The following is a 7,010-nucleotide window of genomic DNA, read 5'->3' on the forward strand; positions in this document are numbered from 1 at the left end:
GTGCGGGCGGCCGATCGGGTGCGGCACCGCGCCGGAAGACCCCGACGATATCCGCGCGGTCGACGCTCAGCACGGCCGGTGCGTGCCGGGTGGTGTCACGAATGGCGATGAGGGCGTGCAGCATCCGGTCGTCGGCGGGTGCCGGACCGCCCCGGACCGCCTCGATCAGCCACAGCAGTCGCAGCACGGCGGCGTCGATGAGCGCGGCCAGGGTGGGGGAGTGCGCGGTGCCGAAGATCCGGTCGTGTCGCCACAGGCTCAGCGTGACCGCCAGCAGCTGTCCGAGACCGGCGGTGTCACCGGCGGATTCGATGAGGCCGCGGATTCGGTCCACCACCGTGTCGCCGAGTTCCGCGAGCCCGCACAGGGTGGCGTCGAACAGCACCTCGGCGAGGCCGCCGGTATCGGACCCGGCCGCGTCGAACCGTTCACCCAGCCGGGTGGCGGCGGCCTCGGCGCAGGTCGCGCCGAGCGAACCGGCTTCGATGAGCATCGGCAGCCGCAGCGGTGATGCGGTGACGCGCCATACCTCGCGCGGGTCCGGTGGCCGCCCGACCAGCGGCCCGCTCGTACGCCGGTACCCGGGAATGTCGAGTACGCGCAGCCGGTGCAGCACTCGGCTGGCCGCGAGGCCGGAGTCGGTGGCGAGATCGAGTTCGTACTCTCCCCGCTCGGGTATGCCGTGGCGGGCGAGTTCGCTGTCGGCGTCGTGCACGAGTGGCGGATGCGGGGTGTCCCGGTGCAGCCGCCCGGTCCGGGAACCCGACAGCGCGGCCACCATTTCGACCACCACCGGATCGGTGCCCGGACGCAGCCGTCCGCGACCGGTCCACGGCAGCGGGCGGTCGAGCGCCTCGGTGACCAGCGCCCCGGCGAGGCCGTCGAGAACATCCGTGCGCGACGGCGATCGGTGTCCGCGCAGGCGACTCAGACCGCCGGTGAGGGTGCGCGCGCCGATCAGAGCGGCGGTCGATACCGGCTGGTCCCGCTCCCGCAGCCGCCGCACCACGGCGCGGGTGATGTCCTCTGCGGCCTGTTCCGGCCCGTCTTCCCAGAGCCGCTGGTAGTACTCCGGCGACGGCATGCCGGACTGGTAGCCGTCGAAGGCGTCCAGTCGGCGAAAGCTGTAGGGCACCAGGTAACTGCCGCCGACACCGTCCCCGGGAAAGGGTGGTACGTGCGGCCAGGGGGAGTTGGATGGAGCGGTGCGCGCGGAAAGCAGGTGCTCGTCCAGGCGGCGCGCGAGTGCGGGCCGGTGGAAGCCGCCGGTGACCACCACGATGGGTGCGGGTCGCGTTCCGGCCGCGCGGTTCGCCGCGTCCACGGCGGCGTGGATCCAGCGGGCCATGTACTCCTCGCGCTGCACGTCGCCCGCGCCCGCCTCGTCGTCGCCCCGCACCAGATCGAAGTACGCGGCCAACCGTTCGGCGAGGGTGGCGTCGTCCCCGATTTCGACGAGGTGATCCCACAGCGTGTCGATATTGTCCACCGCGAACTCCCGGCACAGCCGCGTCACCGCGTGGTCGTAGCGGCGTTCGGCGTCGGCGTACCGGTTCTCGGTGTCGGCGAAGGCGCTGTGCCAGGCGGGCAGATCGATGAACCGCACCACGGACCCGGCGGCCCGGCCCTCGGTGAGCGCCACCCACTCGGGGGAGTAGTCGCACAGCGGAGCCCAGGACATGTGCCGGGTGGTCCGGTCCCGGTAGCTGGAGAACACCGCGATGGGCAGTTGGTGCCCGAGCAGCAGTTCGTCGAGTCGGTCGTTCATATCGACCGGCCCCTCGATGAGCACATACGCCGGGCGCAGGGCGCGCACGGTGTCGCGCACCAGCCGCGCGCAGGCCGGACTGTGGTGGCGCACACCGATGAAGGTGACCCGCGCCGCATCCCCCGTCATCCGGCTCAGCCCGGTAGCTGGAATCGCGCGTCGTGCAGGGACTTCCACGCCTTTCCCGACTTGCGTGGGGCCTGCTGCTCCAGATAGCGGCGCAGCCGGGCCAGGTCGTCCGGGTCGTCCTTGGCCGCGGTTCCGGCCAGGCAGTGCACGATATCGGCGGCGTCTCCGGCCTCGCCGCGCAGGAACCAGCCGCGCAGGCCGACGGCATGGGCCACCGACACCGCCTCGGCGGTACTCATGACCGCGGACATGCGGTCCAGGGCGTCACCGGCGTCGGTCGCGCCGCGGCGCAGTTCCCGGAAGGTGGTGACCAGCACCGCGAGTACGTCGCGCGGTGGGGCCTGCGGTACGCCGGAACGGTGCAGCAGCGCCTGCGCCTCCGCCTCCACCAGCGCCAGTTCGGCGTCGAAATCGGTGATGGGGAAGACGGTTTCGAAGTTGAACCGCCGTTTCAGCGCGGCGCTCATCTCATTGACGCCGCGGTCGCGGGTGTTGGCGGTGGCGATCACATTGAATCCCGCGACCGCGTACACCATCTCGCCGAGCTCCGGCACCGCCAGCACCCGATCGGACAGCAGCGACAGGATCGAGTCCTGCACTTCCAGGGGGCAGCGGGTGATCTCCTCGAAGCGCACGATCTTGCCCTCCCGCATGCCGCGCAGCATGGGCGCGGGCACCAGGGACCGCTCGGACGGCCCCTCGGAGACGAGCAGCGCGTAGTTCCATCCGTAGCGAATCTGGTCCTCGGTGGTGGCCGCACCGCCCTGGACGGTGAGTGTGGAATCGCCCGAAATGGCGGCCGAAAGTAGTTCCGAGAGTAGCGATTTGGCGGTTCCCGGCTCGCCGGTGAGCAACAGTCCGCGGGTGGTGGCGAGGGAGACCAGCGCCCGGTCCACCAGGGAGGCGTCGCCGACGAACTTGCGGCCGATGCCGAGCGTCGGGTCGCCCACGATGAACCGCTTGGCGGCGTCGACGCTCAACTGCCAGCCCGGTGGCCGCGGCGCGGTGTCCTGCTCGCGCAGCCGAGTCAGGTCGTCGGCCCAGCGGAGTTCCGCGGCCGGGCGTTGTAGATGCTGGGTGGAACCGGTGGTCACGGCACGCACACTAACGTGCCTCGGTGACACGTTCGTTCGGATGTGTGATCGGTCGGCCCGGTCCCCTCATCGCAACCGGGCCGACCGATCCGGCGATCACCGGCGTGCGATCGCCTCGAACACGGTGGGGTCCACCAGGGTGGAGGTGTCGCCGAGTTCGCGGCCCTCGGCGACATCGCGCAGCAGCCGGCGCATGATCTTGCCGGACCGCGTCTTGGGCAGCTCGGGCACGATGTGGATGTCACGGGGTTTGGCGATGGGCGAGATCTCCAGGGACACGGTCGCTTTGAGTTCGGTGACCAGGTCGGCGCCGGTGTTGGTGGCTTCGGCGGTGAGGATGACGAAGGCCACGATGCCCTGACCGGTGGTGGCGTCGGAGGCGCCGACGACGGCGGCCTCGGCGACGGCGGGGTGGCCGACGAGGGCGGATTCGACCTCGGCGGTGGAGATGCGGTGGCCGGAGACGTTCATGACGTCGTCGACGCGGCCGAGGACCCACAGGTCGCCGTCGGTGTCGAGTTTCGCGCCGTCCCCGGCGAAGTACCAGCCGCGACTGCCGAAACGCGCCCAATAGGTGTCGCGGTACCGCTCGTCGTCGCCCCAGATGCCGCGCAACATCGACGGCCACGGCTCATCCAACACGAGGTAACCGTTGGCCTCGGATTCCCCGAGTGCGACCGCGTTTCCGTCCTCGTCGACGACGGTGGCGGAGATGCCGGGCAGGGGGCGCATGGCGGCGCCGGGTTTGGTGGTGGTGACGCCGGGCAGCGGGGAGATCATGATGGCGCCGGTTTCGGTTTGCCACCAGGTGTCCACGATGGGGGTGGTGTCGCCGCCGATGACCTCGCGGTACCAGCGCCAGGCTTCGGGGTTGATGGGTTCGCCGACCGAGCCGAGCAGGCGCAGGGAGCTCAGGTTGTGGGCGTCGGGGATTTCGCGGCCCCATTTCATGAAGGTCCGCACCAGGGTGGGGGCGGTGTAGTAGATGGAGACGCCGTACTTCTCCACGATCTGCCAGTGCCGGTGCTCGTCGGGGAAGTTCGGGGTGCCCTCGTAGACGACCTGGGTGGCGCGGTTGGACAGCGGTCCGTACACGATGTAGGAGTGTCCGGTCACCCAGCCGATGTCGGCGGTGCACCAGTACACGTCCTGGCCGGGCTTGTGGTCGAAGACGTAGTGGTGGGTGTAGGAGGTTTGGGTGAGGTAGCCGCCGCTGGTGTGCAGGATGCCTTTGGGTTTTCCGGTGGTGCCGGAGGTGTAGAGGATGAACAGCGGGTGTTCGGCGTCGAAGGGCTGCGCCTCGTGCTCGGGTGAGGCGTCGGTGACGGTGTCGTGCCACCAGAGGTCGCGGCCGTCGGTCCAGGGGACGTCGATGCCGGTGCGGCGGACGACGAGGACGTGGTCGACGCTGGTCGCGCCGCCGTCGGCGGCGAGGGCTTCGTCCACGGCGGCCTTGAGCGGGGCGGCGGTGCCGCGTCGCCACTGGCCGTCGGTGGTGATGACCAGTTTGGCTTGGGCGTCGTCGACGCGGGAACGTAGGGCGGTGGGGGAGAAGCCGGCGAAGACCACGGAGTGGGTCAGTCCGAGTCGGGCGCAGGCCAGCATGGACACGATGGCCTCGGGCACCATCGGCATGTAGATGGCCACCCGATCTCCGGCTCGCAGCCCGAGCCCGGCCAGTGTGTTCGCGGCCCTGGACACCTCGGCCAGCAGCTCGCCATAGGTGATGTCGCGGGAGTCCCCGGGCTCGCCCTCCCAATGGATGGCGATCTGATCGCCGTGTCCGGAGTGCACGTGCCGGTCCACGCAGTTGTAGGCGACGTTCAGCGTGCCGTCGGCGAACCACTTCGCGAACGGCGCATCGCTCCAGTCCAATACCCGGGTCCAGGGCTGATGCCAGTGCAGCCGTTGGGCCTGTTCGGCCCAGAACGCCTCGCGGTCGGCGTGGGCCCGATCGTAGAGAGAGGCGTCGGCATTGGCCGCGGCGGCGAAGGCCGCGCTCGGCGGGTACGCGTCCAGGTGATCAGCGGTGGGTTCGGTCATCTCTCTTCTTCTCTCGACATCTGCCCGCGGCGGTCCGCGGGGGTGACCGCGGCCACGTTCGACAGTATCCGACTGTGACCTGCGTCGTATTTGTCTGTCCCGAAGGGTGCCCAGATGTGCAATGTGTCACGCGGATACGCGGCAAAGAGTCGGGCATGTTGCCACATTGCTAACAAGGTGAACAATCCCTCATCGAATCGCTGACAACGGCTGACAGGGTGGCTACTGTCCGTTTCACCTGAGACGACCCCGCGGTGTGCTCCGGTGGACCCCGGTGCGCGCCGTGCCGTCTTCCTGCGATCGGGAGAATGCCTTGAGAGCGAAGATGATTGCCGCGGCGGCGGCCGCACTGCTGGCCACGAGCCTGACCCTGACGGCCTGCTCATCCGACAGCGGCGGCAGCGCCGATATCGTCACCGTCAACGGTGCCGAACCGCAGAATCCGTTGGTGCCCACCAACACCAATGAGAATATGGGCGGCCGGGTGGTCGACCGGCTGTGGGCGGGCCTGAAGTACTACGACGCCGACGGGGTGGCGCACAACGAGGTCGCGGAATCCATCGAGACCACCGATCGCAAGAACTACACCGTCACCCTGAAACCGGACTGGAAGTTCACCGACGGCAGCCCGGTGACCTCCAGGTCCTTCGTGGACGCCTGGAACTACGGCGCGCTGTCCACCAACGCCCAGCTACAGAACTACGTGTTCACCCCCATCGCCGGATTCGACGAGGTCGCCAAGGAGAACCCGACGCAGCGCACCATGTCGGGCCTGAAGGTGATCGACGACCGCACCTTCACCATCGAACTGAAGGCCCCCTCGATCGACTTCGAGGACTCGCTCGGTTACGCGCCGTTCTATCCGCTGCCCGAGTCCGCCTACGCCGATATGGCGGCCTTCGGCCAGAACCCGATCGGCAACGGCCCCTACATGTTCGCCGGACCCGGCGCCTGGGAGCACAACAGCAAGATCGACCTGGTGCCCAATCCGGACTATCCGGGCGGCCGCCCGGCCAAGAACAAGGGCCTGCGGTTCGTCATGTACCAGTCCTTCGATACCGCCTACGCCGACCTGCAAGCGGGCAACCTCGACGCCCTCGACACCATCCCGGAAAGCGCCCTCACCGTCTACCAGAACGACCTCGGCGACCGCGCGATCACCAAGCCGACCGCGCAGAACCAGCACATCGGGGTGCAGTCCAATGTTCCGCACTTCGGCGGCGAGGAGGGGCTGCTGCGCCGTCGCGCCATCTCCATGGCCATCGACCGGGAATCCATCTGCGACAAGATCTTCCACGGCACCCGGCTCCCGGCCCGCGACTTCACCGCCGCCACCCTGCCCGGCTTCGACGGTGACCTGCCGGGTTCGGAGGTGCTGAAGTTCAACCCCGACGAAGCCAAGAAACTGTGGGCGCAGGCCGATGCCATGTCCCCGTGGTCGGGCCGGTACGAGATCGCCTACAACTCCGACGGCGGCCACCAGGCGTGGATCGAGGCCGTGGCCAACAGCGTCAAGAACACGCTCGGCATCGACGCCATCGCGGTGCCGTACCCGACCTTCAAGAACATTCGCGACGAGGTGAACGCCGAAACCATCGGCAAGGCGTTCCGGTACGGCTGGCAGGGCGACTACCCGACCATGCTGCAGTTCCTCACCTCGCAGTACTACAGCTTCTCCGAGACCAACAACGTCAACTACAACAATCCGGAGTTCGACCGTCTGCTCGACGCCGCCCTGGCCGCGCCCACCCAGGAGGAATCGCACCGGCTCGTCGCCCAGGCCCAGACCCTGCTGATCCAGGACATGGCCGACATCCCGGTGCTCGACTACGTCGCCGCGGCCGGTGTCTCGGACAAGGTCACCCATGCCGAACTCGCCTGGAACGGACTGTTCGACTTCGAGAACATCGAGAAGTAGCCGCCGCCGCGGCCGGGGCCATGCGCATCGCGCTGGGGCCCACATTACAGGCGAAAAA

4 protein-coding genes are annotated in these 7,010 nt (G+C 68.8%); 1 reads left to right on the forward strand and 3 read right to left on the reverse strand.

Annotation, left to right across the window (positions count from 1 at the left end; translation table 11 throughout):
* From QK444_RS29525 to acs, 3 genes are all read right to left on the reverse strand, one after another.
* A partial coding sequence (locus tag QK444_RS29525; protein WP_282785401.1) for a DUF5682 family protein occupies positions 1 to 1,897 on the reverse strand: 1,897 nt, incomplete at its 3' end.
* A 5-nt stretch (positions 1,898 to 1,902) separates the two neighbouring features.
* A complete protein-coding gene (locus tag QK444_RS29530) occupies positions 1,903 to 2,991 on the reverse strand; it encodes an AAA family ATPase (RefSeq protein ID WP_282785402.1) in 1,089 nt (362 codons plus the stop codon).
* 96 nt (positions 2,992 to 3,087) lie between these two features.
* Positions 3,088 to 5,034 carry an acetate--CoA ligase gene (gene acs / locus QK444_RS29535; RefSeq protein WP_282785403.1) on the reverse strand — a complete coding sequence of 649 codons (1,947 nt, stop codon included), beginning with the start codon at positions 5,032 to 5,034 and terminating at the stop codon, positions 3,088 to 3,090.
* 325 nt (positions 5,035 to 5,359) lie between these two features.
* Between acs and QK444_RS29540 the strand changes: the two genes are divergently transcribed.
* On the forward strand, positions 5,360 to 6,952 hold the full coding sequence (locus QK444_RS29540; protein WP_282785404.1) for an ABC transporter substrate-binding protein: 1,593 nt from the start codon (positions 5,360 to 5,362) through the stop codon (positions 6,950 to 6,952).
* The last annotated feature ends 58 nt before the right edge of the window (positions 6,953 to 7,010 follow it).

Source organism: Nocardia sp. CC201C (genome assembly GCF_030010695.1).
GTDB classification, from domain to species: domain Bacteria; phylum Actinomycetota; class Actinomycetes; order Mycobacteriales; family Mycobacteriaceae; genus Nocardia; species Nocardia otitidiscaviarum.

What these genes read in the sequence shown, in the direction of transcription:
- acs (WP_282785403.1), bottom strand. Translation starts at nt 5,034, where the DNA reads ATGACCGAACCCACCGCTGATCACCTGGACGCGTACCCGCCGAGCGCG.
- QK444_RS29540 (WP_282785404.1), top strand. Translation starts at nt 5,360, where the DNA reads ATGATTGCCGCGGCGGCGGCCGCACTGCTGGCCACGAGCCTGACCCTG.